General features: G+C 51.4%; 21 protein-coding genes. 19 read left to right on the top strand and 2 right to left on the bottom strand.

The features are described 5' to 3' along the window. Positions 1 to 59: 59 nt before the first annotated feature. Both BUA24_RS00680 and ftsH read right to left on the bottom strand, forming a co-directional pair. The gene (locus BUA24_RS00680; protein ID WP_143146304.1) at positions 60 to 329 is read right to left on the bottom strand and encodes a hypothetical protein; all 270 of its coding nucleotides are present in this window, start codon (positions 327 to 329) and stop codon (positions 60 to 62) included. Positions 330 to 438: 109 nt separating this feature from the next. Next, complete coding sequence (gene ftsH / locus BUA24_RS00675; RefSeq protein ID WP_143146303.1) at positions 439 to 2,382, bottom strand: ATP-dependent zinc metalloprotease FtsH; 1,944 nt, start codon at positions 2,380 to 2,382, stop codon at positions 439 to 441. A 133-nt stretch (positions 2,383 to 2,515) separates the two neighbouring features. On the opposite strand from ftsH, the gene BUA24_RS00670 reads away from it, so the two are divergent. The 19 genes from BUA24_RS00670 to ribD all read left to right on the top strand — a co-directional run bounded on the left by BUA24_RS00670 (position 2,516) and on the right by ribD (position 26,099). Further along, a complete protein-coding gene (locus BUA24_RS00670; RefSeq protein WP_072787726.1) occupies positions 2,516 to 3,265 on the top strand; it encodes a CPBP family intramembrane glutamic endopeptidase in 750 nt (249 codons plus the stop codon). An 85-nt stretch (positions 3,266 to 3,350) separates the two neighbouring features. Then, positions 3,351 to 3,563, top strand: a complete 213-nt coding sequence (locus BUA24_RS00665; protein WP_143146302.1) for a hypothetical protein — start codon at positions 3,351 to 3,353, stop codon at positions 3,561 to 3,563. Positions 3,564 to 3,639: 76 nt separating this feature from the next. Beyond that, positions 3,640 to 6,135: a glycosyltransferase family protein gene (locus tag BUA24_RS00660; protein ID WP_072787722.1), complete on the top strand. Its 2,496-nt coding sequence runs from the start codon at positions 3,640 to 3,642 to the stop codon at positions 6,133 to 6,135. Positions 6,136 to 6,183: 48 nt separating this feature from the next. Further along, positions 6,184 to 7,539 carry a phosphohexomutase domain-containing protein gene (locus BUA24_RS00655; protein WP_072787720.1) on the top strand — a complete coding sequence of 452 codons (1,356 nt, stop codon included), beginning with the start codon at positions 6,184 to 6,186 and terminating at the stop codon, positions 7,537 to 7,539. A 28-nt stretch (positions 7,540 to 7,567) separates the two neighbouring features. Next, complete coding sequence (locus BUA24_RS00650; RefSeq protein WP_072787709.1) at positions 7,568 to 7,774, top strand: Trm112 family protein; 207 nt, start codon at positions 7,568 to 7,570, stop codon at positions 7,772 to 7,774. Positions 7,775 to 7,829: 55 nt separating this feature from the next. After that, positions 7,830 to 8,855 carry a bifunctional phosphoglucose/phosphomannose isomerase gene (locus tag BUA24_RS00645; protein WP_072787707.1) on the top strand — a complete coding sequence of 342 codons (1,026 nt, stop codon included), beginning with the start codon at positions 7,830 to 7,832 and terminating at the stop codon, positions 8,853 to 8,855. A 59-nt stretch (positions 8,856 to 8,914) separates the two neighbouring features. After that, on the top strand, positions 8,915 to 10,183 hold the full coding sequence (ahcY, locus tag BUA24_RS00640; protein ID WP_072787786.1) for an adenosylhomocysteinase: 1,269 nt from the start codon (positions 8,915 to 8,917) through the stop codon (positions 10,181 to 10,183). Between the two features lie 107 nt (positions 10,184 to 10,290). Then, positions 10,291 to 10,833 carry a ribosome hibernation-promoting factor, HPF/YfiA family gene (gene hpf / locus BUA24_RS00635; RefSeq protein ID WP_072787706.1) on the top strand — a complete coding sequence of 181 codons (543 nt, stop codon included), beginning with the start codon at positions 10,291 to 10,293 and terminating at the stop codon, positions 10,831 to 10,833. Positions 10,834 to 11,043: 210 nt separating this feature from the next. Continuing rightward, on the top strand, positions 11,044 to 13,782 hold the full coding sequence (gene secA / locus BUA24_RS00630; protein ID WP_072787704.1) for a preprotein translocase subunit SecA: 2,739 nt from the start codon (positions 11,044 to 11,046) through the stop codon (positions 13,780 to 13,782). Between the two features lie 14 nt (positions 13,783 to 13,796). Next, a complete protein-coding gene (gene prfB / locus BUA24_RS00625) occupies positions 13,797 to 14,903 on the top strand; it encodes a peptide chain release factor 2 (protein WP_143146301.1) in 1,107 nt (368 codons plus the stop codon). A gap of 116 nt (positions 14,904 to 15,019) precedes the next feature. Next, on the top strand, positions 15,020 to 15,712 hold the full coding sequence (ftsE, locus tag BUA24_RS00620) for a cell division ATP-binding protein FtsE (RefSeq protein ID WP_072787702.1): 693 nt from the start codon (positions 15,020 to 15,022) through the stop codon (positions 15,710 to 15,712). Between the two features lie 82 nt (positions 15,713 to 15,794). Beyond that, positions 15,795 to 16,682, top strand: coding sequence for a cell division protein FtsX (locus BUA24_RS00615; RefSeq protein ID WP_072787700.1), 888 nt, complete (start codon positions 15,795 to 15,797; stop codon positions 16,680 to 16,682). A 327-nt stretch (positions 16,683 to 17,009) separates the two neighbouring features. Then, positions 17,010 to 17,537, top strand: coding sequence for a peptide deformylase (gene def, locus BUA24_RS00610; protein WP_072787698.1), 528 nt, complete (start codon positions 17,010 to 17,012; stop codon positions 17,535 to 17,537). Between the two features lie 3 nt (positions 17,538 to 17,540). After that, a complete protein-coding gene (locus BUA24_RS00605) occupies positions 17,541 to 18,458 on the top strand; it encodes a methionyl-tRNA formyltransferase (protein WP_072787697.1) in 918 nt (305 codons plus the stop codon). 201 nt (positions 18,459 to 18,659) lie between these two features. After that, the gene (locus tag BUA24_RS00600; RefSeq protein WP_245790229.1) at positions 18,660 to 20,267 is read left to right on the top strand and encodes a 4Fe-4S dicluster domain-containing protein; all 1,608 of its coding nucleotides are present in this window, start codon (positions 18,660 to 18,662) and stop codon (positions 20,265 to 20,267) included. A 22-nt stretch (positions 20,268 to 20,289) separates the two neighbouring features. Further along, a complete protein-coding gene (locus tag BUA24_RS00595; protein ID WP_072787695.1) occupies positions 20,290 to 23,226 on the top strand; it encodes a molybdopterin-dependent oxidoreductase in 2,937 nt (978 codons plus the stop codon). Continuing rightward, the gene (locus BUA24_RS00590) at positions 23,223 to 24,113 is read left to right on the top strand and encodes a molecular chaperone TorD family protein (protein WP_072787693.1); all 891 of its coding nucleotides are present in this window, start codon (positions 23,223 to 23,225) and stop codon (positions 24,111 to 24,113) included. Before BUA24_RS00595 ends, BUA24_RS00590 begins: the two co-directional genes overlap by 4 nt. Positions 24,114 to 24,515: 402 nt before the next feature. Further along, the gene (locus BUA24_RS00585) at positions 24,516 to 25,016 is read left to right on the top strand and encodes a MogA/MoaB family molybdenum cofactor biosynthesis protein (RefSeq protein WP_072787691.1); all 501 of its coding nucleotides are present in this window, start codon (positions 24,516 to 24,518) and stop codon (positions 25,014 to 25,016) included. Beyond that, entirely contained in the window at positions 25,017 to 26,099 is a 1,083-nt protein-coding gene (gene ribD, locus BUA24_RS00580; RefSeq protein ID WP_072787690.1) for a bifunctional diaminohydroxyphosphoribosylaminopyrimidine deaminase/5-amino-6-(5-phosphoribosylamino)uracil reductase RibD, read from the top strand. Positions 26,100 to 26,145 lie beyond the last annotated feature (46 nt).

Below are 26,145 nucleotides of genomic sequence, written 5' to 3'. Positions count from 1 at the left end.
GGTTCTCACCGGCTCGGGATCCGACTCGTCAAAGGTACTAGAGTGCGCAAGACTGGTTACTACCTCCTACGTCGAGTATCGCTGTGTTGTCTAAGTGATGTGGTCAGATAGTGGGTGAGTAGATCTTTAGACCGGTCAGAACTTTGAGCGTCCTGTTCTGACTTGCGAGCTAGGATCTCTCTGGCTCTTTTTATCTGAAGCAGCCCCCTTTCTCGATCAGCAGCCGTGATCACAAAGCGAGATCGTTCGAATCTAAGTTCGTCCTCTGGAAACAGTGTTTGCATCTCTGTCATATCCATATCTTGATACAGAGGTGTTACAAAGTACATGTCCGCTCCGACTGAAGGCGTGAGAGGACATGGAAGTAGCAATTACAAAGACAACCCCTTTAGATAGCCGCCCTATTTCGGCAAAGAGGAGACATTGAGCGCGGAGAAACTAGAGCTCGTCTTTAGCATTCATCGCAATGTTTTGAACGGCTTCGAGCCGTGGGACTACACCGGTCTTCTTACCTCCTGGGTGTACCTCTCGCCCGTAAGCTTCATCTACTAGACGACCAACCTCAACTCCGTCGATCGTCTCTTTCTCAAGAAGAGCTCTTGCGATGGCTTCGAGGCCAGATCGGTGTTCAACCATTAGGTCTGTGGCACGCTGCTCCTGCTCCCTCAGAATTCTCTCAACCTCTTCGTCGATCACCCTCTGGGTATCTTCTGAGTAGTCTCTTGAGTGCATGAGGTCCTCGCCCAAAAAGACCATTCCCTGTGAACCCCAGGCCATCGGACCGATACGATCGCTCATGCCCCACTCGCGTACCATCTTGCGAGCAAGCTCAGTATTTCCGACCAGATCGTTGGACGCTCCGGTTGAGAGGTCACCGTAGACGAGCATCTCAGCGACCCGGCCTCCCATCCGAACGACCAGGGAGTCCTCGATATACTCCTTTGGATATAGGTGTCGCTCCTCCATGGGGAGCTGCTGCGTCACACCCAGTGCCATGCCGGTGGGTAGGATAGTCACCTTGTGCACGGGGTCTGCATACTTGAGAACGTACGCTAATAGAGCATGGCCGCCCTCGTGGTAGGCTACCCTCTCCTTTTCCTCTTCTGAAAGAACCATTGAGTCCCTGCGCTGACCCATCAGAACCCTGTCTCTTGCATCTTCGAAGTCTGCCATCGAGATCTCATCCGAACCTCTTCGAACGGCGTGCAACGCAGCCTCATTCACTAGATTTGCGAGATCAGCTCCGCTCATGCCTGGTGTTCCTCTAGCGATTACGGCTAGATCGACGTCGCTTGCCAGCTTCTTACCGCGACAGTGGACCTTGAGAATAGGGAGCCGCTCTTCGAGATCGGGGAGCGGAACCACGATCTGGCGATCAAATCTTCCTGGTCTAAGCAGCGCCTCGTCGAGTATGTCTGGCCGGTTCGTGGCTGCCATTATTACAACGCCTTCTGCAGGATCGAAACCATCCATCTCAGAAAGCATCTGATTCAATGTCTGTTCTCGTTCGTCATGGCCTCCGCCGAGACCAGCCCCACGCTTGCGACCTATGGAGTCAATCTCGTCTATAAAGATTATGGCTGGAGCTTGTTTTCTGGCGGTCTGGAACAAGTCCCGGACCCGGCTCGCCCCGACTCCGACGAACATTTCCATAAAGTCTGACCCACTGACAGAGAGGAAGGGAACACCCGCTTCTCCAGCCACCGCTCGGGCAAGTAGGGTCTTACCGGTTCCGGGAGGTCCTACGAGCAAGATGCCCTTTGGGGTGCGTGCTCCGACAGCTTTAAACCTCATTGGGGATTTGAGAAAGTCTACGACCTCCTTTATCTCCGCCTTCACTCCGTTGTATCCCGCTACATCCTCGAAAGTTGTTCGAGGCCTCTCCGATGAGTACTGCTTGGCTTTAGAACGGCCGATGGACATTATTCCTGACATCTGTCCTTGAGCTCTTCGGTTAAACCAGATGATTAGACCTAGGAAGAGGATAAAGGGGATCGCGTAAGAGAGTATCGACGCTAAAAGCCCTGCCGAAGAGTTGGAGAACGTTAGATTTACGCCACTTTTTTGAAGTTGTGAAACCTCAGAGCTAAGAGGCGGCAAAGGACCATTTACGCTGTAGGAGGTTCCGTTCTTCAAGGTACCCGTTATTGTTCCTGTGGTGTTATCGAGGTTTGCACTGGATACCTGGCTACCAGAGATGTCCTTTACGAAGGTGTTGTAGGGGATCTGCTGTGCCGTGTTTCGAGGCGAGATCGATGAGTAGATGAAGAAGATTCCCGCTACGATGAAGATGCCGATAGCAATCCATTTCCAACCTTGGTCGGCTGAGGGCCGTGGTCTTTGGTTGTTTGATGACCTCATGTCGTTCAAGTTGCGACTCATACCTATAGATGTTAAGCGGTTTTATGGGATAACAGGTGCTTTTAGGTGCTCTCTAAGGATACTCATAGATGTAAATTATCTTTCCCTGAGCTAGATGTATATCTGTAGTCCCTTGTAAGGTAAGGTTTTCGATATGAAAGAGCCAAATCTCTCCTATACCCCTAGGGGCAAAAGTTTTCCTTTTTGGCTCCCTTTGATCTCCTTGCCCTTAGCCCTCCTGGTGGCCTCGATCTCTGCTGGGGTAGTAGCGGCCTTGCAGAACCAAAACACCGCACACCTAAAGATCAATGCTCCGCTTTTAGCGGTGGATGAGATTGGACTTTGGGTAGTGTTTATGGTCGCCCTTTTTATCGGTGTCAAGCGCTACGGCACCGGTTCCTTTGTGCGCGATTACGGACTTTCTCTAAGGCTCTGGCCTGATCTTCCTGTCGGTTTAGTGGTTGGCGCGCTTTGCCAACTCGTTGTGCTCCCGGCTCTTTACTACCCCTTTGAAGCGGGAAACCCGTCATTTGCGAAGGCGCTTTCTCAGCCCGCCAAAACCTTGGTTGGATCGGGACGCTCAGGTGGTGAGGCTCTTGTGTTCTTGGTGATTGTGATAGGCGCTCCGATCATGGAAGAGTTGTTTTTCAGGGGACTTACCCTTAGGTCGTTGGAGTCGTTATTTTTGCGAGTTGGCTCTAGGGCTAGGGGAGTTCTCGTTGTTCTCATCACAGGAGCGTTTTTTGCTGTTGCGCACTTTGAACCGCTACAGTTTTTGGGACTTTGGGTGGTCGGTATGGTTCTTAGCTTTATGGCATATCGGACCAGGAGATTGGGGATGTCCATCAGCGCACATATGAGCTTTAACTTGGTCGCCTTCGTCGCCTTGACTAACTTCAGGTAGCCATATCGTAACCGGGCAAAACGTCGCTGGATATTTTACGGCTAAAGCTTTTTTCTGTGCTGCCGATAGTAAGGCGTTGGGAGAGTTGCGTTCAGCTCGATGTGTGGAGGTTGTTGTGTCATCCAATATCTGTCCAAACTGTGCAGAGACGTCACTGGTTGAAATCTCGCTGACCGTCGGAGGTCACAAGGTTATGCTTAGTAGCTGTTCGGCGTGTGAGTCGAGGTGGTGGCACAAAGATGGACAGACCTCCGAGGTCACCGAGGTGTTGGAGTTGGCATCACAAGGCAAAAGGTAGTTGCTGTGGCAAATCGAAGCTGAGATTCACGTGAGTGCTGGCGATTTTCTTGGAAACTGTTATGTAGGCTGAGTCTGTGCAGATCTCAGAGTCACCGGTGCTAGTCGAGGGAGTCGGGGGAGGAGCAACGAACGCAGCCTCCAGATTGTCAGGGCTTCGACGCTTTGTGGGCGGCAACTACGGAGCACTCATCTCTATAGCTTGTTCAGCGTTTGTGTTGCTGTCTCTTCACCCTTCGCTGATATTTGCAAATACCACTACAGCCGGAGGGGACACAGGCGCCCACTTCATCGTTCCGTATTTTGCCTGGAAAGATGTGTTTTCGCACTTTGAACTAGGCGGATGGTCTCGAATCTGGTACAACGGGTTTCCGCTCTTGACCTTTTACTTTCCGCTTCCTCCTCTACTGGTTGATCTACTGTCTTTTCTCATACCTTACGACATAGCGTTCAAGCTGATCACGTTGTTAGGTTCTCTTGCCTTACCGCCACTTATGTATGTACTTGGCAGGAGTGCAAAGCTAAAGGAGCCATATCCCACCGTCTTGGCACTAGCTTCCCTTGGTTACCTATTTGATAGGACCTACACGATAGATGGCGGCAACATAGCTTCGACCCTTGCTGGTGAGTACTCATTTTCTTTGGCGCTAGCATTTGGTGTTGCGTTCTTAGCGGTGGTGTTCTCTGGTCTCAACTCCAACAAAAAGATAGCTGGCGCGGCCGTCTTGTATGCTCTTACCGCCCTGTCTCACCTGCTCCCGGCCTTTTTTGTGGCTGCAGTTGCGATAGTTTACGTTCTGTTGGGTCCCGACCGCAGAGAGATTCTAAAGCTAGCGTTAGCTGGGGCCGTAGGTACCCTACTGTGCGGCCTCTGGCTTATCCCCTTTGCGGCCAATATCTACTACACAACCTCCATGGGGTGGACCAAGGTCACCACTTACGTAAACGCTTTAGCGCCTGACGAGCTTAGGCCATGGATCTACCTGGCGGTTCTTGGAGTGGTTTTTTCAATGTATCGGCGCAGGCGTCTCGGTCTTACCTTCAGCGTCGTGGCAGTGGTATCGGTGGTAGCCTTTGTGCTACTACCCCAGGGTGCAGTCTACAACGCAAGAGCTTTGCCTTTCTTTGTCATGTCGATATATGTCCTAGCTGCTACAGCGGTTGCGGAGTTTGCACTTTGGGTACCCAAGGTCGTAGCTTACATGGGTTCCTCGCAAGAAGGTATGGACTTCATAGCTCATGACGAACTAGATCCTCTCACTGTCGCTAGTTTTGGTAAGGAGTTATCTGAGAGGAAAGACAGAGATCTAGATGACGATCTCGACTACCTGAATCAGTTGTGGGAGCGCTCTAAGTACCAAGGACAGTCCTTTGGGCTGGGTGTGCAAAGCCGACTTGAGCGTGACTCAAAGCGGGCCAAGGTGGGAGCGGTGCTATTTTTCGTTCTGGTGACGATATTGGGCGTGGTCGCTCCTGTGGTCGACTTACCCTCTTGGCTACAAAGTCATGTTACTCAGTCGTTTGTACCGAGCTGGGCTAGTTGGAACTACTCGGGCTATCAGGCCAAGCCAGGTTGGCCTGAGTACGAGAGGCTGATGGGGGCTATGAACTCCGTAGGCAAGAACTACGGGTGCGGTCCGGCGATGTGGGAGTACAACTCCAACGAGAATAACTTTGGAACACCTATGGCTCTGATGCTGCTACCGTTTTGGACGCATGGGTGTGTGGACTCTATGGAAGGTCTTTTCTTTGAGTCCTCCGCTACGACTCCATACCACTTCATAGATCAATCGGAGCTCTCGTACTCGCCCTCTGATGCGATGGCTGGGCTTCCTTACAACGGTCTGAACGTTGCTCTAGGGGTAAAGCACCTGCAGATGCTCGGTGTCAGGTACTACATGGCCTTTACTCCCACGGTCAAGGCGGAGGCCTCAGCAGACAAGAACCTAATGCTTCTCACCACCGTTCCGGCTGTGAATCCAGGTCTAGCTCAAAGCGGGTCTGTTCTAGGTCAAAGTTGGAACATATATCTCGTGAAAGGATCTCAGAGCGTTGTCCCACTTACGCACCTTCCTGTCGTGTGGAAGGGCATGCGAGGCGGCAAGAGTGATTGGCTAAAGTACTCAGTATCGTGGTACCAAAATCCCAAAGAGTGGGGTGTATATCGAGCACAAAATGGTCCGAGCAACTGGAAGAGGATAGCTCCGGGGTCACAAGCGCCCTCTGAGGCTACACTTCCTTCGGTCTCTATTTACAACACAGAAGTCAAGACGGACTCGATATCATTTAGCGTCTCGAAGATCGGAGTGCCTGTAGTGGTAAGGGAGTCTTACTTTCCCAACTGGCACGTAAGTGGAGCGGAGGGCCCTTACCGGGTGGCTCCAAACTTGATGGTGGTGGTTCCTACGGCGTCTCATGTGGTTCTTAGTTACGGAACGACAGTGGCCAGCATCGCCGGTGACGTGGTGACGCTCGTAGCTGTAATTGGGATAGTCGAACTACTGTTTGATGTACCTACAACACTAAGACGGAAACTACATGGCGGAAGGTCTGCCTATCTGACTAACCTTTAGGGGTTGCCGGAGCACGGAACCAGTGATAGGTGGTGAGTCTTAACAGAGATGGATACATCGATCTTCAAAGCTTATGACGTAAGAGGGGTCGTTCCTCAAGAGTTGGATGAAAAGTCTTGCAGAGCGATTGGAGCTGCGTTCGGGCGATTCATTGAGGGAAACCAGGTGGTTGTGGGGCACGATATGCGAAGCTCTGCCGAGGAGCTGGTGCACGCCTTCATCGAAGGACTCAACTCCTCCGGGGTATCTGCTGTAAAGATTGGTCTTTGTTCAACTGACATGTTGTACTTTGCCTCAGGCAAGCTGGGGCTTCCAGGTGCCATGTTTACAGCGTCTCATAACCCAGCCAAGTACAACGGCATAAAGCTCTGTGGTCCGAAAGCCTCGCCTATCTCTTCAGATACGGGACTATCTGTGATAAGGGATTTGGCTCTGCAGATCGAGTCAGGAGCGGTTGCTACTACGCCTTTCAAGGGCGTTGACAACAAGGATCTTGACCTTCTCGATGACTTTGTCGCTCACGTTCGTTCTTTCGTCGACGTCAAGAGTTTTGCGCCGCTCAAAGTCGTCGCAGATACGGCAAACGGAATGGGTGGTTTGGTCGTCCCTAGGGTATTTGAAGGACTTCCCGTCGAGTTAGAGATACTTTATCCTGAGTTAGACGGCAACTTCCCAAACCACCCAGCCGATCCGATCCAGCCAGAGAACTTAGTAGATCTAAAGAATCTGGTCGTCTCCAAGAAAGCTGACGTTGGGCTTGCCTTTGACGGCGACGCAGACCGTGTGTTCTTGGTTGACGATAAAGCGAATCCAGTCTCAGGTTCTACGACGACCTCTCTCGTCGCCAAGGCGATGCTCGAGAAGAATCCGGGGGCTACGATCCTTTATAACCTCATCTGCTCCAAAGCAGTGCCAGAGGTAATAAAGGAGAACGGTGGGGTTCCCCTGAAGACAAGAGTCGGACACTCCTACATAAAGGCGGTTATGGCAGACACAGGTGCGGCGTTTGGGGGAGAGCACTCGGGCCACTACTACTTTCGAGACAACTACAGGGCCGACTCAGGGCTTATCGCTACCATGTTTGTGCTTTCTGTCATGTCGGAGGCTAACGAACCACTGTCATCTCTTAGGAAGCCCCTAGAGCGTTACAGCGCTTCAGGTGAGATCAATACCAAGGTTAGAGATGTGGGGGCTGTTCTTGTCTTTATCGAGAACGCCTATCAAGGCAGGGGCGAGATCGACCATCTAGATGGGTTGACCGTGGACCTTGGCGAGTGGTGGTTTAACGTGCGGCCCTCGAACACCGAGCCACTTTTGAGGCTCAACCTCGAGGCCAAGTCCGACCTGGAGGTCGCCTCCAAGACCCAAGAGGTCTTAGCGGTCATTACCAAAGCGGACTCGTAGTATCTGTAGAGATCAGGAGAAAATAATTATGGCACTTTCAAAGGGTCTTTTAGATATTCTTGTTTGTCCACTGGACAAAGGGGAGCTTTGGTACATAAAAGACGGTGACTTCCTCTATAACCCAAGGTTGAGGCGAAAGTACAAAGTAATAGACGATATACCTGTTATGTTGGTGGAGGAGTCTGAGCTAGTGGGCGAGGACGAACACGAAAAAATCGTTAAGTCTCGACTCTAAGTAGCTAAGTCTTGCACAATAGCGTAGAAGAAGAAAGAGAAGTTTCAAGACCGTTATGATTCAGTTGGACTCGTTGGATATGTGGAATGCTTCTGCCTCGCTCCCTGAGCAGGTGGAAGCGGCAGCGAGCGCAGCCGTGGCCCTTCACGGACTGCCTATACGCAGTGAAATAGAAAATATCGTGATACTCGGCATGGGTGGAAGTGGAATCACGGGAGATGTGCTCTTGTCGATTGCGGGTCCATTCTTGGCGGTACCGGTAGTCGTGATCAAGTCTTACACCGTCCCGGCATTCGTCGGAAGCTCCACGTTGGTATTTGCAGTCTCTTTCTCGGGTAACACCGAGGAGGTGCTCGAAGCGGTAACGATAGCTGCAGAGCAGGGTGCGCAGGTAGTTGTTGTAAGCTCAGGTGGAGAGCTCGCCCGTTTCGCTGAGTCCTCGGGGTTCCCTTCTATAGAAGTACCCTCTAATATTCCGCAGCCTCGGGCAGCAATAGGGGCTCTTTCCATACCTCCCCTAGTGGTGTTAGAGGAGATAGGTCTGTTTCCCGGAGCGACCCACTGGATCGATCTTGCGGTTGCCCAACTAAAGCGCAGAAGAGACCAGCTGCTTCTTGAGGGATCCGTGGCAGAGGAGATCGCTGAGAACATCGCCTCGACCGTTCCCCTGTTTCTTTCATCGGCGGCTATGGGCCTCACTGCAGCCATGCGTTGGAAGGCGCAAGTAAACGAGAACGTAAAATCCCCAGCTTTCTATGGGGTCTTCCCTGAAGCCTGTCACAACGAGATCACCGGATGGGAGAATCTATATGGGGGAAGTGGCGGTTTCTCCATGGTCATTCTCCGTCATGATCTTGAACACCCCCAGGTCAGCAGAAGGTTTTCTTTGGCAAAGGATCTCCTAGCTACAAAGGTAAAGACGTACCAAGAACATCGTGCTGAAGGAGAGGGGGAGCTGGCGCAGCTTATGGACCTGGTAATCGTAGGTGACTTCGTGTCGCTACATCTAGCCAAACTGGCTGGGGTTGACCCAGGACCGATCCCGGTACTGGTTGAGTTTAAAGAACGGCTCAAAGGTTAGTAAGCTCGTAATAGAAAGATGTAGCTAAGTCTACAGATATGAGTAAAGGACATGAGGTTATGGACTACGACATAGCAGATATAGCACTTGCCGAACTTGGTAAACAGCGAGTGGAGTGGGCGGAGAGCTCCATGGATGTTCTAAGGTCTATACGGGAGCGCTTTGAGAAAGAAAAGCCTCTCGTCGGGCTAAAGATCGCAGCGTGTCTTCACATTACCACAGAGACGGCAAATCTGCTCAAGACACTAAAGGCGGGTGGCGCTGAGATCAGGGCTTGTGCCTCGAACCCTCTTTCTACCCAAGACGACGTGGCTGCAGCTTTGGTGAAACATGAGGGCATCGAGACCTTCGCAATTAGGGGCGAGGACTCCGATACGTACTACAAGCACATAGATGCGGTGCTTGACTGGCACCCCAACGTGACTATGGACGACGGCTGTGATGTGGTCAGCCGTCTGCACGCTACACGAGCGGAACAGCTGAAAGAGATGGTGGCTGGAACCGAGGAGACGACAACCGGAGTTATTCGCCTTAGGGCCATGGAAGCCTCTAAAGCTTTGGGCTATCCAGTAGTTGCTGTAAACGATGCGAATACAAAGCATATGTTCGACAACAAATACGGCACAGGTCAATCAACCCTCGATGGAATCATTAGAGCGACCAACGTGCTCCTTGCCGGCAAGGTAGTTGTAGTTGCTGGCTATGGTTACTGTGGGAAAGGGGTGGCTATGCGCGCTAGGGGTATGGGTGCGCAGGTCATAGTCACTGAGATTGATCCGCTACCTGCTTTAGAGGCGGTAATGGATGGATTTAGGGTTCTTCCGATGGTCCAGGCAGCTCCAGAAGGCGATGTCTTTATAACAGTTACAGGCAACAGGGATGTTCTCCGAGAAGAGCACTTCAAGTTGATGAAAGACGGGGCCATCCTTGCAAACTCTGGACATTTCGATATCGAGATAGATATACCAGCCCTAAATGCGATAGCAGGCCCGAACGGCAAGCGTAAAGTAAGGCCATTGGTCGATGAGTACCTCGTGGGAGATACGGGACGTAAAGTGATGGTCGTAGCCGAAGGTCGTCTTGTGAACCTCGGAGCAGCGGAGGGTCATCCAGCATCTGTTATGGATATGAGCTTTGCTAACCAGGCTCTTTCAGTTGAGTGGCTAGCCACTCATAAAGATCATCTCGAGCCAAAGGTGTACGATGTGCCCAAGGAGATCGATGAGGAGGTGGCGCGTCTCAAACTTATGTCTATGGGTGTGACTCTTGACGTACTGACCGAGGCGCAGCGACAGTACCTTGAGTCTTGGACTGTAGGTACAAACTAGAGTTCCATGCCCGATGGCCGTGCGGTGGTAGTTGGACCGGGGTTTGACCCACCGCTAGAGCTGTCTCTTTCGTGGGTATCCAAGCGTCTTTATAAGGAGGGAAATAGATGCAAGTGGAGTTCCGGCACAAGGGTTGTCACCTGGATGACTCTCTCAAAGAACTTGTTAGTAAACGAGTCGATCACCTGACTCGCTTTTTAGACGAGCCAAAGCGGGTGGAGGTGTTTTTTGAGGAGAATAACACGAAGGCTAAGGAAGATCGGTTCCTCTGCGAGGTGACCGTCGTCTCCCACGGATACGTAGTACGGGCGCATAGCACGGGATTGGAGCTTCTGCAGGCATTCGACAGGGTTGAGGGTAAGCTCCGACACCAGCTGGAACGTCTCAAGACAAAGGTACTTCACCGTTCTCACCCTCATCACCGAGGCGCCAAGGTAGCAAATGAAGATCTGGGCGAAGACTTAGAGGTGCGTATAGCCAAGGCGAAGAGTTTTAAGGTTCCCACCCTCGATCCTGAAGAGGCGGCGTTTCAGATGGATCTACTCTCGCACTCGTTTTATCTCTTTTCTAACGCCAAGACAGGAAGAGCAGCGGTAGTCTACCGACGAGAAGATGGAACGGTCGGCCTTATCGACCAGGAAGCCGACTAAGAATCGCCTGGTTGCGTTGAAGATAGTCGTCATGGGTTCCGAGTCCTCTCGCTTCATGGGTCACTCGGGACCCTGTTTGGTTTCTAGCCGTTTCTGAGGTGTCTGTCGCTCTTTAGATCTTATGTAGCTGATCCGAAGTTGTATTCTTGAAGTATTAAAGCAACGCGTAACGCTTTGATGAATCTTGGCTCTTACTACTGTGTAGGTTGAATGGGAATATTTGATAAGGTCCTTCGAGCAGGTGAAGGAAGAAAACTTAAAAGACTTGCCGAGATCGTTCCTCTAATAAACGATCTTGAAGATGAGATGGTAGCACTTAGTGACGAAGCTTTGCGCGCCAAGACCGATGAGTTTAAAGAGCGTCTGGCGCTGGGTGAGACTACTGATGATCTTCTTGTCGAGGCGTTCGCTGTGGTGAGGGAGGCGGCGAAGCGTACTATAGGTCAGCGACACTACGACGTTCAGCTTATGGGAGGAATGGCGCTCCACTTTGGTTGGATCGCAGAGATGAAGACCGGTGAAGGAAAGACCTTGGTCTCCACTCTTCCAGTTTACCTAAACGCCCTTGAAGGCAAGGGTGTTCATGTTGTTACAGTTAACGACTACCTGGCACAGAGGGACTCGGAGTGGATGGGTCGAATCTACAACTTTCTAGGTCTTTCTGTCGGAAGGGTAACTCCTGACATACCCGATGCCAAGGCTAAGCGAGAGGCCTATCTCTGTGACATAACTTACGGTACTAATACTGAGTTTGGATTTGACTATCTCCGTGACAACATGGCGCGTTCATTAGACGACATCGTCCAAAGAGGACACTTCTTTGGTATCGTAGACGAGGTTGACTCGATACTTATCGACGAGGCACGTACCCCTCTTATCATCTCTGGGCCCTCAGATATGTCACAAGAGCTTTACTACCGCTTTGCTGGGATCGTAAGGACCCTAAAGAACGGGCGCGACTACGAGGTCGATGAGGAGAAAAAGACCGTTCTGCCAACCGAGGAAGGTATCGAGCGAGTTGAAAAAGCCCTTGGCATCGACAACCTCTTTGATATCTCGGCGATGGTCTATCTGCACCAGCTGAACCAGGCACTCAGGGCAAAGGAACTGTATCACAGAGACCGAGACTACATAGTTGAGCGCGGTGAGATCAAGATCGTTGATGAGTTTACGGGCCGAACTCTGGAGGGTCGAAGATGGTCAGAAGGTCTCCATCAGGCGGTGGAGGCAAAGGAGAGGGTGAGAATCAAGGAAGAGAACCACACCTGGGCCACAGTTACTTTGCAGAACTACTTCCGTATGTATGAAAAACTCTCCGGAATGACTGGAACCGCAGAGACCGAGGCTGCCGAGTTCGCTAGTACCTACGGTCTGCAGGTGATACCTATACCAACCCATAGAGAACTGCGCAGAATCGATCGACCTGACTTTGTGTACAAGACCGAGATGGGTAAGTTCCAGGCTGTGGTGGACGACATTTTGGAGAGACACGAGTCAGGTCAGCCTGTACTAGTCGGTACCGCCTCGGTTGCTAAGTCGGAGCTACTGTCGCAGCTTCTCCAAAAGAACGACGTGCCACATTTTGTACTAAATGCAAAGCATCACGCTCTTGAGGCACAGATAGTGGCTCAGGCGGGTCGCCTGGGAGCGGTCACTGTGGCGACCAATATGGCAGGTCGTGGAGTCGATATTTTGCTTGGGGGCAATCCTGAAGGTCTAGCGTTGCAGGAGGTGCTTGCTCAGGGTAGGTCTCCCGAAGATGACGAAGGTCGTGCCCTTTACGAAGAGACTCTCGCCAAGTACAAAGTCATCTGTAAGGAAGAAGGTGACAGGGTTAGAGAGCTTGGTGGACTCTATGTCTTGGGATCTGAAAGACACGAAAGCCGTCGCATCGACAATCAGTTGCGTGGACGATCTGGACGGCAGGGCGACCCAGGAGAGTCACGCTTCTACCTCTCCCTCGAAGACGATCTGTTGAGACTCTTCTCTGGTGGTGCGGTCAGCTGGATGATGCAGAAGACATTTCCGGAAGATCAGCCTATCGAAGCCAAGATGGTAACAAAGGCGATAGAACGCGCGCAAACGACGGTTGAAGGTAAGAATGCAGAGATCCGTAAAGAGGTTCTCAAGTACGATGAGGTGCTCAACGAACAGAGAAAGATCATCTACAAGAGGCGCCGGCAGGTTCTCGAGGGCGAGGATCTGAGAGAGAGAACCTCTCTAATCTTGGACGAGGTCGTTCAAGATCTAGTGGATACCTACTGTGAGCGCGATTTTCAGGAGGAGTGGGACCTTGACGGGTTGATCTCTGCTGTGAAAACCTACTGGCCGACGAAGTTTGTTCTCTCCGACCTGGCCCAAGCGGTCTCAAAGGAACAGCTCGTTGAGTCTCTGGTGGTTGAAGCCGAGGAGTACTACGACTCCAAGGAGCAGAGGCTGCCTGGAGGAGCGGAGACCGCCCGTGAGATCGAGCGTGAGGTGATGCTCACGGTGATAGACCAAAAATGGAGAGAGCATCTATCAGAGATGGACTACCTGCGAGAAGGTATAAACTTACGCGCGATGGGTCAGCAAGATCCGCTGGTCGCTTGGCAACGCGAAGGTTATGCGATGTTTAGCGAACTGATGGAAGAGATCGACGCTGACTATCTGCGATACGTTATGACAGTAGACGTAATCGCTGAGCCGGTCGCCCAGGTGGATCTAAATCAGGCTTCTTACTGGGGAGCGAATGATCCTAACGACATCTCTCTTATCAACCCAGGTAGAGCTGTACCTCTAAGTGAGATTATGCAGTCAAAGGGCGATGACGACGATCCAGCTGGCGCAGAAGTCGAAGAAAGTCAAGAGCCCTACGTGAAGGACGACACCGAGAAACTGGGACGTAACGAAAAGTGTTGGTGTGGCTCGGGTATCAAGTTTAAGCACTGCCACGGGAAAGCGAGCTAGGTCTAAGGACAACTTTGGCGGATTATAAGGAGATCTATGAGGAAGCAGCTGCAAGAGTAAGAGCTGCGATGCAGTATCTAGGGCATGAAAGGCTGCTACAAGAGCACGTACTTTTAGAGGCTGAGATGGCCAATCCAAATCTTTGGGATGATCCAGCTAAAGCGAAAGATACTACGAAGAGATACGGTCAGATACGTCAAGACCTCGAGACTCTAAGGACTCTAAAGGAAAACCTCGAGGATCTGGAGATCGCAAGGGTCTTTATCGAAGAAGGCGACGATAGCTTCAGGGAACATCTCGACGAGGTGTCCGAACGGCTCTTTGAGCTGCTTGAAGAGGTGGAGTTGCGGACCCTTCTCGGAGGACCCTTTGATGAAGGTGACGCGGTCTGTGAGATACATGCGGGCGTGGGCGGGACAGATGCGCAGGATTGGGCACAGATGATGCTTCGGATGTACCAAAGGTTTGTGGAGTCTGAGGGCATGGAGTTTGAGCTCGATGACGTTACAGAAGGTCAAGAGGCTGGAATACTATCGGCGACCTTTATCGTTCGAGGCAGATTTGCCTATGGTTACCTTGCAGCTGAAAAAGGCGTACATCGGCTGGTAAGGATATCTCCCTTTGACGCTCAACACAGAAGACAAACCTCCTTCGCATCCCTAGAGGTTATTCCGCTTCTAGAGGAGGGATCGTCTGAGGTGACACTTGAGGACAAAGATCTTCGCATCGATACCTATCGGTCCTCGGGCGCAGGTGGACAGCATGTAAACGTCACGGATTCGGCGGTGAGGATAACGCATCTTCCTACCGGGATAGTGGTTTCGTGTCAAAATGAAAGATCTCAGTTGCAAAATAAGGCTAAGGCGATGGAAATCCTAAGGGCGAAGCTTGCAGAGCGAGCCCGGATTGAGCACAGGGAGTCTCTGGAAAGGATCGCCGGACCCCAAGACGATGTTTCGTGGGGTTCGCAGATTCGCTCATACGTTTTAGCCCCTTATCAGATGGTGAAAGACCACCGCTCAGAGTATGAAAATGGCAACGTTCAAGCGGTCCTGGACGGGGATTTGAAAGGTTTTGTTCTAGAGTTCTTGAAGTGGAGACGGTCTCATCTTGACCGGTAAGACCGTACCAACTGTGGTAAATTGGTAGATTGATAAAAGGTTCATAACAGTCTCATGACTAAGTAAGGCACGTCTATGTGCCGATGCTGTCATAAAGACGAGGAAGGAACGCATACGTGATCCGTCTAGAGAACGTTTATAAGTCTTACGCTAAGGGTCAATACGCTCTCAAGGGAGTATCTTTAGAGATTGAAAGAGGCGAGTTCGTATTTTTGATCGGACCGTCGGGGTCTGGAAAATCTACCATGTTGCGTCTCTTACTGAGAGAAGACACGGCGGATCAGGGAAGCGTCTGGGTAGCTGGAAAGGATTTAGCTAAGATACCCTCTTGGAAGGTACCGTACTTTAGAAGAAATATTGGATCTATCTTTCAGGACTTTAGACTTCTTCCTAACAAGACAGCCTATGAAAACGTTGCCTTTGCCCTTGAGGTGATCGGTAAGTCTCGTAAAGTTGCAGAGAAGCAAGTTCCCCAGATACTTGAGCTGGTCGGCCTGGCGGACAAGATGCATCGACTTCCCCACGAGCTCTCTGGGGGAGAGCAACAGCGAGTGGCAATTGCAAGGGCGTTTATCAATCGCCCCCTTATTCTGCTCGCAGATGAGCCCACAGGAAACCTCGATCCAGAGACTGCATGGGGTGTGATGCGTCTGCTTGAGAGGATAAATAGAACCGGTACGGCGGTTGTTATGGCTACCCACGACGTGGGGATCGTCGATCAGATGAGGCGTCGAGTTATCGAGATGGACTCTGGCTGCATCGCAAGAGACCAAGTACGTGGAGTCTATGGACTCGGAGTGGCACAGTAAGGCATAGCTGTTAGGTTTTTACGGTACGCTGACAGGTCGACTACGGTGTGTGATGCCGTTCGATTTATAGTGAGGTAATTTTTTGGGTCTATCAGTTGAATACGTAGTGCGCGAGACGGCCGGTAATCTTTGGAGAAACAGGCTTATGTCGTTGGCGGCTATGTTGACTATCGCAGTGTCGCTGGCGCTTGTCGGCTCCGCTCTTCTTCTCAAGCAAGGAGTGGCCACCTCGACCCAGGCGTGGAAGGGCGGCGTGCAACTGCTAATCTTTATGCAACCAAACGCTACCAAGTCGCAGGATAGGGCGGTCGTCACTCAACTTCAAACTCTCCCTTCTATCGAGAAGTACTTCTACGTAGACAAGGCAGTCTCCTATCAGGAGTTCAGGCGTCTCTTTGCGAACCAGCCTGACCTTTTGAACTCCGTCAGTGAGAGTCAGATACCTCCCTCCTACCGAGTGGTTCTAAAGAATCCCTCGGAGGCACCTTCGATCGGGCAGATCTTTAACGGTCAGCCTGGAGTCAAGGCGGTCGATTATAACTTTGCTGCTATCCAGACGCTAGAGAAGATCTCTTCTATCGCTCAAGGCGTGATTATAGGACTAGCTGTCATACTTTTGTTGTCGGCGACCGTGCTAATTCTAAACGTCATCAGAGTGGCAATATTTTCCCGCCGGCGAGAGGTCATGGTGATGAAGCTTGTCGGTGCAACGAACTGGTTTATTCGTATTCCTTTTATGCTCGAGGGCTTTACTCAGGGACTACTAGGTGCACTAATCGCCGCAGGAGCGGTCTTGGCTATTAGAGCGCTATTCAACTACCTAATCGAACGTTTCCAGGTGCACCTACTAAGCGGTTTCGTTCTTACCTCGCATGACGTCTTGATGACAGAGATAGTTGTCTTTGTCGTTGGCGTGGTGGTTGGCACCATGGGTTCAGCTCTGGCGGTACGCCGCTACCTCGAGGTATGACCTTGAGGCGGAGCCTACGGGATCCCATGTTTGTCGTTGCGACCTGGTGAAGCTAAGATACGATCTTTGCTGGGGAGGCCGTAAGCAGCGCCTTCGCAGCACTTAAAGCATTGAGGCTTTATACATGTTTCACACCTCTACGCTCAGAAGCTTTGTAGATTGTTTGTCTTGAAGACGGTGGGACAGAGCTACGAGGTGAAGGTATTTAGTACATAGCTCTTAGTGGAACTACAACTGTACCATCAACAACCTGAACGAAGAGTCGTTAGAGGTCAAAGACGGGACCTCAAGTACTTACGACTGACTGTAAGGGACTAAGTTGTAACTGTGTCACTGTTACCTATTAGAACCTACGGAGATCCGGTTCTTCGATCGAGAGCCCAAGATATAAAAGAGATAGACGATAAGTTGGTTGCGTTGGTAGACGATATGATCGAGACGATGTACGATGCTCCAGGGGTCGGCTTAGCGGCTCCCCAGGTCGGGGTAGATAAAAGACTCTTTGTCTATGACGTGGGTGATGGGCCAAAGGTTCTCGTCAATCCCGAGATCAAAGAGACCGCTGGTGAGTGGGTGTATGAGGAGGGGTGCCTTTCTGTACCGGGACTTTGGTGGCCGATAACCAGACCTAAGGACGTGTTTATTGTCGGCGTCGACTTAGAGGGGAATGAGGTCGAGCTCGAAGGTACAGATCTCTTGGGGCGCGTCTTCCAACACGAGTTCGACCATCTTGAGGGAGTTCTGCTGGTTGAACGGCTCGATGAGGATCAGCGAAAAAAGGCTATGAAGGTGATCCGCAATGAGGTGGTAAAAGGTGGTGGGACCATGAGAAGGCCACCTAAGGAAGAACTTTAGGAGGTGTCTGTCTCTGTACCTCCTAATCGGAGGGTAGCGTTTTTTGGGACGCCAGAGATATCAGCTAGCTATCTCAAAGCTCTAATAACTAACGGATTCGATGTTCCCTTAGTCGTAACCCGGCTGCCGAAACGCAGAGGCAGAGGTTCTTCCTTACTTCCCTCCCCAGTGGAAGAACTGGCTCAAGTCCATGGAATTCGAGTCGTCTACTCTTTGGAAGAGGTAGATCCTAGCTACTTTGACATTGGACTTGTGGTGGCCTACGGAAGGCTGGTTCCAAAAGATCTTCTTGATACCCGCCCCTTGATCAACGTACACTACTCCTTGCTACCGCGCTTTCGAGGGGCTGCACCGATGCAGTGGTCTATTCTCTCAAACGATGCGATAAGCGGCGTTACCCTTATGCGGATCACTGAGGAACTCGACGCTGGCGGTATCTTCGATCAGCGAAGTGTAAGTATCTCGGGGCTGTATCTATCGGAGATCTCGAGGCTCCTGACCTCCTTAGGGACCGAGATGGTGATCGATTGGTTTAGCAGAGATGATGATTGGTATCTAACAGGAGCGCCGCAGGTGGGAGAGGTGACCTTTGCACCAAAGTTGGATAAGGAGTTCTACCGGATCGATTGGAGTAAGACGGTGGCGGAGGCTTTGGCCAAGGTACGCCTGGAGCAAGCATACACCACAGCAAAGGGAAGACGCCTAAAGATACTTAGAGCGGAAACCGCCGCATGGGGAGAAAATCTGGCGAATCAGCACGAGCACGGCGAGGTGATAAGTAGCCAGTCGTATCCCGGCGGCGTTCTCTGTAGAGATGGCTTACTGATACCTCTTAGGGTTAAGCCTGAAGGGTCTCGGGAGATGTCCTTTGAAGACTTCTTAAGGGGAATGAGAACGAACAAAGTCATTCTCGGTGGCTAGTTCCTGTGTTTGCAAGTCGTAAGCCAAAAGATTGACTTGTTCATACGCCGCGTATCTCTAGAAGATGGCTTCATTAGCGTAGCTATTACATGTGATATAAGATAAATATAGCTCTATAGCTTCGTTAGTGTTTGCGTTATATGCCCGTAATGCTCTACCCTATAGCTATTGGTTTTAGAGTTAGGGGGATAGTTGACGCAGATGCAAAACCCTGTCAACTCAGTGATGTTTAGAAGTCACGAAGGAGTTGTGGAGAACGCCCGACCATCCGCTGGAGGCCGAGACGTCGGTTCAAGAGGGCCCGAACGGTGGGTAAAGGTGTTGGATCAAACCCGCTGCATTGGATGCCATGCGTGTACAACAGCTTGCAAGAGCGAAAATGAGGTGCCGCTCGGCGTTACTCGCACCTATGTAAAGTCTGTTGATGTGGGATCTTATCCGAACGTGAGGCGGGCATTTCAAGTCACAAGGTGTAATCAGTGCGAAAACCCACCGTGTGTGACGGCGTGTCCGACCGGTGCTATGTATCAGCGGGCAGATGGAATAGTCGACTTTGACAAGCGAATCTGCATTGGTTGTAAAGCCTGTATGGCCGCCTGTCCTTACGATGCAATCTTCATTAATCCAGAAGACCACTCTGCGGAGAAGTGCAACTTCTGTGCGCACCGTATTGAGATCGGTCTTGAACCAGCCTGTGTAGCTGTCTGCCCCACAGAGGCGATCTTTATAGGCAACATCAAAGACCCGAACTCTAGGGTCTCAAAGGTCGTTCAAAGGGAACATGTCTCGGTAAGGAAAGCTGAGAAGCATACTAGGCCTGGGCTGTTTTACAAGGGTGCTCATGCGGCGACGTTGGATCCCATAGCAGCGACCAGACCTGGTGGATCAACTTTCATGTGGTCTGAACTGAAGGACTCCACCAAAACTGTGAACTCGGGACATCCAGAAAAAGGACATCACAACTCATCGGCTGCAGCCAAGTTGTCCTACGATATATCTCACTCCGTGCCCTGGGGGTGGAAGGTGAGTCTTTATACTTGGACAAAGGGAGTCGCCGCTGGATTCTTTCCTTTCGTGCTTTTGCTTAGCTACTTTGCAAAGCTGTCTTTTTCCTCGGAGATGACTCGTGTAATCGGTCCGGTGGTTTCATTGGTCTTTTTAGGTATCACAGGAGTACTCCTTATCGTGGACCTAAAACATCCAGAGAGGTTTTACCTGCTCTTTACTCATCCTCAGTGGAAAAGCTGGCTCGTAAGAGGTGGTGTAATAATTTCACTTTATGGAGCGGCTCTTGCTCTAAGTCTTCTGTTAGGGTTTACTCACAACTCTGGTTATGTAAAGGATCTAGGACCAGTTACGATTGTGCTCGGGGCTCTTACCGCCGTCTATACAGCGTTTCTATTCGCTCAGTCGAAGGCTCGTGACCTTTGGCAGTCGCCGCTGTTGGGTCCCATGCTGTTAGTGCAGGCGGCTCTGATCGGCTCTGGCGGAGTTGCGTTGTTGCATAGCTATCTCAGTGTGACCAGCTACAGATGGGCCGCTGATGTATTTCTTACGATGCTGGTGTTACATACGCTCTTTGTTTTCGCAGAGATACTTATTCCCCATCCAACCGCAGGTGCACACCTGGCAGTGTTCGAGATGACTCGATCAACGATGGCGAAGTTCTTCTGGTTCGGAGTGGCAGCAATTGCCCTTGGATTTCTGTTTATTCTTTCACCACTTGTGGGTGTGTCCATAGCTCTATTGGGTCTGCTCAGTTACGAGCATGCCTTTGTCCAGTCAGCGCAGCGAGTTCCGCTCGCTTAATAAGTTTCAATGAGGGGTTTAGATGCCTAAAGGCTTGAGTTACACTGAGCTTTCAGCTCATATTCGTTCGATACGAAAAAACGTGGAGAGCAAGGGGGAGACCTTCTATCAAGGTCCTTCATCGACCGATCTTTCTTCGTTTCCGCCAAAGGAGCTTTGGAGCAACTGGAGCGAGCTTGACTCCAAGGCCTGGCCCGAAAGGAAGATCAAAACATACTCGCTTATACCTACAACATGCTTCAACTGTGAGTCTGCCTGTGGACTCCTGGCTTATGTCGATAAGAGTTCAGGTTCTGTCAGAAAGTTCGAGGGTAATCCGGAGCATCCTGGTTCTCGTGGTCGTAACTGCGCCAAGGGACCGGCGGTGTTGAATCAGATCACCGATCCTGATCGGATACTTTATCCTCTCAAGCGAAGCGGGGGACGAGGAGAGGGTAAGTGGGTTAGAGTGTCCTGGGATGAGGCTCTGGACGACCTTGCGGCGAGGCTCCGCAAGGCGATCTCTGAGGGTGCTACCGATGAGGTCATCTGTCATATTGGAAGACCAGGTGAGGACGGATTTACCGAACGAGTTCTAGCGTCTTGGGGCGTCGATGGTCATAACTCACACACTAACGTCTGTTCATCTAACGGACGGGCTGGCTGGCACTACTGGACAGGTATAGACCGGCCGAGTGCTGACTTCGCAAACTCGAAGGTGATCGTGCTTATCTCATCTCATCTCGAGACAGGACACTACTTCAATCCGCACGCTCAGCGCATCACCGAAGCCAGGATGAACGGCGCAAAGCTTATTGTTATGGATACGAGGTTGTCGAATACGGCTACTCACGCAGACTTTTGGCTATCGCCGCAGCCAGGTTCGGAGGCTGCAATTAACCTGGCTATTGCAAACTACCTTATTCAAAACGACCTTTATAACAGGGAGTTTGTACGCCGTTGGTGGAACTGGGACCAGTACATGGCTGAGGTGAGAGGTGAACCTGAGGCAACCTTTGAAGACTTTGAAGCGGTCCTGAAGACACTTTATGAGGGCTTTACCTTTGAGTACGCAGCCCAAGAGTCAGGAGTCGAAGCGTCGGTACTTGAAGAGGTGGCAAAGGTCGTCTCGAAGGCGGGAACGGCGCTAGCTACCCATACCTGGCGTTCCGCTGCCGCAGGGAATGAAGGGGGTTGGCAGATCGCTCGTACCCTACTTATGCTAAATGCCCTCATGGGATCGGTAGCGACGCCCGGTGGGACGTTTCCTAATGCATGGAATAAGTACGTTCCAAGGCCGATGCACGTACCTGATCACCCCCACAAGTGGAACGAGCTATCGTGGCCTATCGAGTACCCACTCTCGATGAACGAGTTGTCTCAGCTCCTTCCTCATCTGCTAAAGGACCGAAGGGGCAAGTTGCAGGTGTACTTCTCGAGAGTCTACAATCCTGTGTGGACAAACCCAGATGGTATGAGCTGGGTAGAGGCGTTGATGGATGAGACGATGGTTGGATGCTACGTGGCCTTGACTCCGACCTGGAATGAAAGCTCCTACTTCGCTGACTATATTTTGCCGGTTGGTCATGCTTCAGAGAGGCACGACCTCCACTCCTACGAGCAGTACGATGGGCAGTGGATATCTTTTCGGCAACCGGTCCTTAGGGCTTACAAGGAACAAAACGGGGAAAAAGTTACAGATACACGCGAGGTTAATCCCGGCGAGGTCTGGGAGGAGAACGAGTTCTGGTTCGAACTCTCTTGGCGAATCGATCCAGATGGGTCACTCGGCATCAGAAAGTACTACGAGTCCAAGGAGCGTCCGGGTGAAAGGATGACCATCGATGAGTACTATGCGTACATATTCGAGAACTCCGTTCCTGGTCTTCCTGAGGCTGCAGCAAAAGAGGGGCTAACGCCGCTCGGCTATATGAGGCGATATGGCGCATTTGAGATCAAGAAGAAAATAGGAGCACTCTACGAAGAACCGGTAGAACAGGAAGAGTTGGAGGACCCCGCTGTGGGAGCCTTTGGTCGTGTGTTTACCAAGAAGCCAAAGCCGTCTTCGAAGAATATAGTGCCCATGGGTGATCCAGATCCGGACCCAGAAGGTAGACGGCCTGTCGGAGTCGTCGTAGACGGAGAGATCCTGAAGGGCTTCCCAACTCCCTCTGGCAAGCTTGAGTTCTACTCTGCGACGCTTGCCCAGTGGGGATGGCCCGAGTACGCGATACCAGGTTACATCAAGAGTCATGTGCATCCTGAGAAGTTGGACAAGGATCAGATGGTGCTGATATCTACCTTCAGACTTCCGGTTCAGATCCATACTCGCTCTGCAAACTCCAAGTGGCTTGATGAGATCGCACACACGAACCCGGTGTGGATCCACCCTTTGGATGCAGAAAGACTTGGAATATCTGAAAGTGACCTTGTTAGAGTGAACACTGACATAGGATTCTTCGTGGCGAAGCCTTGGATAACCGAGGGAATAAAGCCCGGCGTGGTGGCCTGCTCCCATCACATGGGTCGATGGAAGCTTCATGACGACGGTCAACGTCAGATGATGCGGACGGTTGCCCTTACAAAAGCTGGAGACGAGTGGCACTTAGATCCTAAGTCTAAGGTCGGACCGTATGAGAGTTCAGACCCCGACACCAAGAGAATCTGGTGGGGAGACGTCGGTGTTCACCAAAACCTCACCTTTCCCGTGCACCCGGACCCGGTAACCGGTATGCACTGTTGGCATCAGGCGGTGCGTGTGACCAAAGCCCACCCTGGAGATGTTCACGGAGAGGTTTATGTGGATACCAAGAAAGCCAGGGAACAGTATCTACTGTGGATGGAAAAGACCCGTTCTGCTGTTACCGTGTCGCCCGATGGGACGAGGCGACCAAGATGGCTTATGCGACCGTTGAAGCCATCCAAGGAGGCGTTTGTTATTCCCCCAGCAACGCTTAGTGAGGGACCAGCAACCCGGTGAGTAAGGTGGATGGTACCTCTCAACTGTCTGAGCGTATCGAGCTGCTCAAGATAGCGAGAGAGGTGCTCGTATCACCAAAGTTACACCCTGAATTGATTGCTGCGCTGGACCTTGGGAACTATACTCCCGAGGTCCACACGCAAGTATTTGCGATTGATCTAAAGCCGTATGCATCTATATACCTCTCTGAGGTTGCCACGCTAGGAGGCGAGGCCAGGGACGTTGCAGCGGGGTACTATCGGGCGATTGGACTTCCAGTCCCTCAGGAACCAGATGCGCTATTCACCATGTTCGAGCACTACCAGGGGCTTATCGAGACGCTAGAAAGTTCTAAGGATGATCTAACCCTAGAGAGGGTGAGGCACCTTCGATCAGCGTTTTTGTTTGAACACCTCTTAGCCTGGGTCCCATTTTATCTAACTGCTCTATCTGAGTCGTACGATCACTTTGGACTATTTAGCGAGGCGCTTTTTGAGTTCCTTAGAGACGAGGTCGAGGAGTTGGAGCTCGATGTGATAGGTCGGCTCCCCATCGTACTTAGGGATCGTAGGTTCTTTGGCGATGAGGGTCTAAACATTGAAGCCAAGTTGAGCGTATCTCTGCTGGTCTCTCCCTTTTCGTCTGGGTTGATACTGTCTCAAAATGATATGTTTCGCTGTGCAAGAGAGACAGATGCCGTTACCCGCCCTGGAACAAAGTCTTTCATGCTTGAGAATCTCTTAGGTGATCGACCTAAAGAGGTACTCCAATGGCTCGTTTGCGAGTGCGAGCGGCAAGAACAACTCTGGAGTGAGCTTGCCAGTGACTTTGGCGAGATTAGCCATAGCTGGCTAAGGGCAGTTCAGAGCACAAAGAGCTACCTTGAGGGACTTCATTTGGTTCTTTAGATAACTACAGTTTTGTCGTGAGGGTAGTTCATGGGAAGGCTTTATTGCCGTTGGATTATTTGGTGGGATGCATAAGCATTCCCTCCCTAGGGCTTCAGACCTAGAACTGTCTTTGATTCTTAGCTATGGTTTTTATCAAAGGGTTGCTTCGTGTTGGACTAATTTAGTTAGACGCTCTGCTACGCATACGGCTTCGTAGGCTGGCTTCATCCGACCGTGTGTCTTTGAGGGTATAGATAACTCTACCGATAGCTTTGCCGAAGCGGAGCTGTTGTACAGCTGGTCTCTGGTGCTACGGTCATGTAAAGGAAGCATTGAGCCCTGGCGAGTTTTACGGGAGAGTCTTTGGGTATCACACGTAGACTTTTGGCGAGGTGGTCGTTTTGTGCGAGGGGAGTTGTCTTGGGATTTCAAGCTAAGGTGCTAACCGTTTCTGACGGGGTCATAGCAGGCACGCGCATTGATTCTTCAGGAGCCAGTCTTAGAGAGAGGCTAGAGGCACTCGGATACGAGGTTGTCGAACAAAGGGTTGTTGCGGACGGCAAAGAAAACGTATCGGAAGTGCTCTTGGAGATGTCTAACGGTTTTGCTGGTCTTATCGTTACTACTGGAGGTACTGGATTTTCTAAAAGAGACGAGACACCTGAGGGGACATTGGCTGTACTTGAAAGACTCGCCCCTGGGGTTTCTGAGGCGATGCGCCTCGTTAGTCCTTTGGGGAGGCTTTCCCGAGGAGTTGCGGGAGTGCGCGGCGACACTCTAATTATCAATCTCCCAGGTTCACCAAAGGGAGCGATTGAGTCGATAGCGGCGGTCGAAGACATCTTGGATCATGCTCTGTCGCTGCTTCTCGACTACCACTCAAAGCACCCAAACTCAGACGCGTCCCAAGCTAGTAGATAGATGACCTCTAAGTGCTATGAGCGGGATGTCTTTACTGAGGCGCTAAGGAAAAGCTTTACAGTGGTACGTTCTGCCAGGCCCAATCCTTGGGTGGGTGCAGCTTTGGCCTTCGGCTCTGAGGTTGTATCTGTTGGCGCAACTGAAGGTCCAGGAGGGCGACACGCAGAGATAGTGGCCTTTGATGAGGCTCTCTCGAAAGGAGTTAGCCCCAAGGGAGCGACCTTGTATGTGACCTTAGAGCCCTGCGCACACTTTGGTAGGACCCCACCGTGCACATCTAGGATAGTGAAAGAGGGCGTCGAAGAGGTGGTGATAGGGACTCTTGATCCTGATCCTAAGGTGCGGGGTCTAGGGGTGCAGGCATTGCTGGAGGCAGGCGTAGCTGTAAAGGTCTTAAAAGATAGCTACGAAGTTATCTTTGGTCTTAGACCCTATATCAAACAGCGTTACCAGGGGAGACCTTGGGTTGTGCTCAAGCTGGCGATCACTTTAGATGGGAAGGTCGCAGCGAGAGACGGATCGTCGAAGTGGATAACCGGGGTTGAAGCTCGCAGAGACGCACACCTTATACGTGAAAGGTCTGAAGCGATAGTAGTTGGCGCGAACACAGTCAGGTTGGACAACCCTTCCCTTAGAGCTCGCAATGCAGCCGACGAACACCTTGTCTTTCAGCCTCGAAGGATCGTGCTCGGCGACATCCCCGATGACGCTAAGGTACTTCCCGCTGAGTCCTACAAGGGTGACTTGGAGGTACTGCTACGTCGGCTAGGCACCGAGGAGGTGATGCAGGTTCTCTTCGAAGGTGGCCCTTCGGTGGCTTATAGTCTCCACGCAGAGGGGCTAGTCGATGAGTACGTCTTTTACATAGCCCCTGCTCTTGGTCTAGGTGGAGCGATCGATGCCTTTTCTGGTGGGGAGGGAAGAACCGTAGCCGATTTCTGGAGGTCGTCTTACGAGATGGTCAAGCAGCTAGGAGATGACATAAAGGTGACTCTTTTAGCTGATTCATCTCGAAAGATGTTGTTGGATCATCTCTCATTTAGCCTCTCTACTGTGGAGAAACTTGGAGGAAAACTGTGTTGACGGCGAGCTGTGTTGCACTTGATCGTATCTATCATAAGGAGTCTTA

The sequence above is a fragment of the Ferrithrix thermotolerans DSM 19514 genome (genome assembly GCF_900128965.1).
In the GTDB taxonomy this organism is placed as follows: Bacteria; Actinomycetota; Acidimicrobiia; order Acidimicrobiales; family Acidimicrobiaceae; genus Ferrithrix; species Ferrithrix thermotolerans.
The sequence above is the reverse complement of the archived record's forward strand: the minus strand, read 5'-3'. Positions and strand labels throughout refer to the sequence as shown.

Coding starts and splice junctions, on each gene's coding strand:
- BUA24_RS00680 (WP_143146304.1), bottom strand. CDS start 329: ATGTACTTTGTAACACCTCTGTATCAAGATATGGATATGACAGAGATG.
- ftsH (WP_143146303.1), bottom strand. CDS start 2,382: ATGAGTCGCAACTTGAACGACATGAGGTCATCAAACAACCAAAGACCA.
- BUA24_RS00670 (WP_072787726.1), top strand. CDS start 2,516: ATGAAAGAGCCAAATCTCTCCTATACCCCTAGGGGCAAAAGTTTTCCT.
- BUA24_RS00655 (WP_072787720.1), top strand. CDS start 6,184: ATGGATACATCGATCTTCAAAGCTTATGACGTAAGAGGGGTCGTTCCT.
- BUA24_RS00650 (WP_072787709.1), top strand. CDS start 7,568: ATGGCACTTTCAAAGGGTCTTTTAGATATTCTTGTTTGTCCACTGGAC.
- BUA24_RS00645 (WP_072787707.1), top strand. CDS start 7,830: ATGATTCAGTTGGACTCGTTGGATATGTGGAATGCTTCTGCCTCGCTC.
- ahcY (WP_072787786.1), top strand. CDS start 8,915: ATGGACTACGACATAGCAGATATAGCACTTGCCGAACTTGGTAAACAG.
- hpf (WP_072787706.1), top strand. CDS start 10,291: ATGCAAGTGGAGTTCCGGCACAAGGGTTGTCACCTGGATGACTCTCTC.
- secA (WP_072787704.1), top strand. CDS start 11,044: ATGGGAATATTTGATAAGGTCCTTCGAGCAGGTGAAGGAAGAAAACTT.
- BUA24_RS00600 (WP_245790229.1), top strand. CDS start 18,660: ATGCAAAACCCTGTCAACTCAGTGATGTTTAGAAGTCACGAAGGAGTT.
- BUA24_RS00595 (WP_072787695.1), top strand. CDS start 20,290: ATGCCTAAAGGCTTGAGTTACACTGAGCTTTCAGCTCATATTCGTTCG.
- ribD (WP_072787690.1), top strand. CDS start 25,017: ATGACCTCTAAGTGCTATGAGCGGGATGTCTTTACTGAGGCGCTAAGG.